The organism is Thiolapillus sp. (genome assembly GCF_048562965.1).
Lineage (GTDB): Bacteria > Pseudomonadota > Gammaproteobacteria > Chromatiales > Chromatiaceae > Thiolapillus > Thiolapillus brandeum_A.
Window position 1 is genome coordinate 1 of the sequence record NZ_JBHNMF010000413.1, and the last position, 2,917, is coordinate 2,917.

Genomic DNA, 2,917 nt, shown 5'->3' on the forward strand with positions numbered 1-2,917 from the left:
AATATAATCACACGGGACCCGACACGACGGTTTTTCTATACCCCAATAAAAAGGCGAAAAATGAAACACATCATAATCATAACGGTACTAGCCGCTAGCAGCACAGTACACGCAACTACACACATAATAAAAAGAACGGCCGATAACGGACCGCACACGCTACGCGCAGCAATTGCTGCTGCCGAAGCCGGTGATCTGATCAAATTCGCACCGTGGCTGTACGGCAAAACGATACGCCTGGAAAACGAGATCGTCATCAATAAAAACCTGAAAATTAACGGTGATATAGACGGCGACAGACGTCCAGACATCATTCTGGACGGACAAAACAAACACCGCATCTTGGAAATATCAGCAAACACAACCGTGTTGCTGTGGGCGATAGCACTGGAAAACGGATCAGCAACACAAGGTGGCGCAATATACAACAGCGGACAGATCACAGCACACTATTGCCAATTTACAAACAATTACGCATCGGATAATGGAGGCGCAATATACAATCGCGGACAAGTCACAATCAACTACAGCACAGTAGCAAATAACACGGCGCAACGTGGTGGCGCGATATTTAACAACAAAACATTAATATCTGAAAACGTAAAAACAAAACTGGAAGCATCAACGTTCACGATGAACCGCGCATACGCGCAGGGCGGCGTCGTATACAACTATCACGGCATATTTAGTGCATACCGCAGCACATTTACGGACAACTTGGCACACGACTACCATGACTGGAGTTACAGCACAGACGCGAAAGGCAGTGTGCTATACCAGTTCGGAGGAGGATCTCTGGGAGGGAGCGCCGAATTTTGGGACTCAACACTGAAAAACAACCGCAGCGCACCGTTACGAGATCCAGAACTGCGAGAATGCGATTTTGGAGAGAGAAAATCGGACTGCTCAAATAAACCCGACGCTGATCGTAGACGAAACAACAAGAATCGACGTGTAAACAATGGCGGCACAATTTACAACCGGGGCGTTACAACAAATAGAAGCAATATCAAACTGATCCGAACAGTAATAGCAAAATCAACCGGTCGCAATTGCGGCGGCGGGGGCTGGTTTGATCTGGACCACGCATGGTCAGACGACAACACATGCGACGGAGATGTTGATTACGATGGCCCTGGCGTTAGTAGAGGCGATGCCAAACTGGGCGCATTAGCCGATAACGGCGGATACACACTCACACACGCTCCCCAAACAGACAGTGAACTGATTGACGCAGGAGGATCTACATGTGCAGCAGCAGATCAGCGCGATGCAGGCCGCAAATCCGCAAGGAATCAATATTGTGATATCGGTTCCGTCGAAATAGACGCATTCGCAGCATTAACAGCGATGCCACATGCAATTAATACAACGGTCCCAGACGAACACAATGAGGATCCGGTAACATTACACCAGATAATCAACAATAAAAACGCAGACATTGCTGCAAAAACCGACATAATTACGGCACAGCAAAAAGGCATCGAAGCGAAAGAAGAAACAATCGCAAACCAACAAGCAGACATCGATGCAAAAACAGAAACAATCACGACACTGGAAACACAACTACAAATACTCAACGACGAACTAGCGGACGTACAACAACAGATAGCCAGAAAAAACGGCGATATGAAACAAATGAGAGCACGCGCAGCAGAACTAGAACGCCTAATCGCTAATCACCGAGCACGAATCGCAGAACTGACAGCGCCCGATGCTCTGGAAATCACAATGGGGAACGCGGGAGAAATAACACACCTAACACTACGAGGGTGGAACACACTGAAGAAATCAGAAAACCGCGTCAACGTGGCAGGAGAAACTCTCTATCTCAGGAATACCGTCACTGACCCTGCTCAAAATCACCCGGACGGGTCTATCGTCTCTGACGGCCAGTTCGAGGGAAAAAACAGCGTCATTTACTGGACTGCCACATCTGTTGTTGTACCCCGCACTAATTTTCACGTCACCCGATGGGAATTCAGGAGCAACGCAGCATTCGGAGATATTAAAATAAGCCTATATACAGACCTGGAAATCGGAGAATATCCAGGGCACAACGGGCTAATTGTTGGAGGCGACGGGCACCCTAACCGCCTGTTGATAACTGATAGTATCAACCCCACGGAGGGCATCGCTCTAGGTCTTAGATCACTCAAAAACGCATCACGTATGGGGTGGGTTGGAAGCCCGGACATCTACGACGGACACAACGGCGACATCCTGGACCCGTCAATTCTCACCGGCGCATATTCCGGATGGGGGCAATTCACACCAGACAGCAACAAATACCCAGGCAGCAGGGGATACGGACCGGCAGATATCGCCGTAGCCGTAGGGGTACAGCTCAAACCCAGCGCCAAGCTTGCTATTTTTGAGACGACAATTATAGGAACACCAACTGGAACAATCGATTAAATTTTTCCGATCAAAGAGAATGATGGCGTACTCCAGGAAATCACCCTTATTCTTCGCGCCCTGCTTCAGAAGGATCTTCCTGCCCTGGCCAAGGGTGTAGTAAGCCGGCTTCGGGCCACTTTTAAAATGATGTTTTTTGGAACTATCGCAGGGATTTTCAATAACTTACGTGTTCTTGTTCCCGGTTTCTCTCATTCGGAAGGCCATCTCATTGAAACGGCGGACCTCGATCCCAAGCAATTCTGCCAACGCATGGTCCGGCACCCTGGGGTAGTGTTCTCCGGGGATGATGGCGAGCCGGTTGGCCAAGACAGAATATTCGTCTTACTAGACAAAAAAGAACAATAGCGAGAAACTCAGCTAGTCCAACACGCAAACGGACATTCCAGATTGTCGCCGGCATGCCACCATCGCCAGCGACAGATAGTTGAACTGCCGAATAGGCAGAGTTCCCCACACCCGTGGGGATGAACCGCACGTGTTCTCAGTTATAGATATA

The 2,917-nt window shown here is 48.8% G+C and carries 1 protein-coding gene; it reads left to right on the forward strand.

Annotated features, from left to right (window positions below; genetic code table 11):
- Positions 1-60 precede the first annotated feature (60 nt).
- Entirely contained in the window at positions 61-2,418 is a 2,358-nt protein-coding gene (locus tag ACOCD2_RS15620) for a choice-of-anchor Q domain-containing protein (protein WP_293652913.1), read from the forward strand.
- Positions 2,419-2,917 lie beyond the last annotated feature (499 nt).

Coding starts and splice junctions, on each gene's coding strand:
- ACOCD2_RS15620 (WP_293652913.1), top strand. CDS start 61: ATGAAACACATCATAATCATAACGGTACTAGCCGCTAGCAGCACAGTA.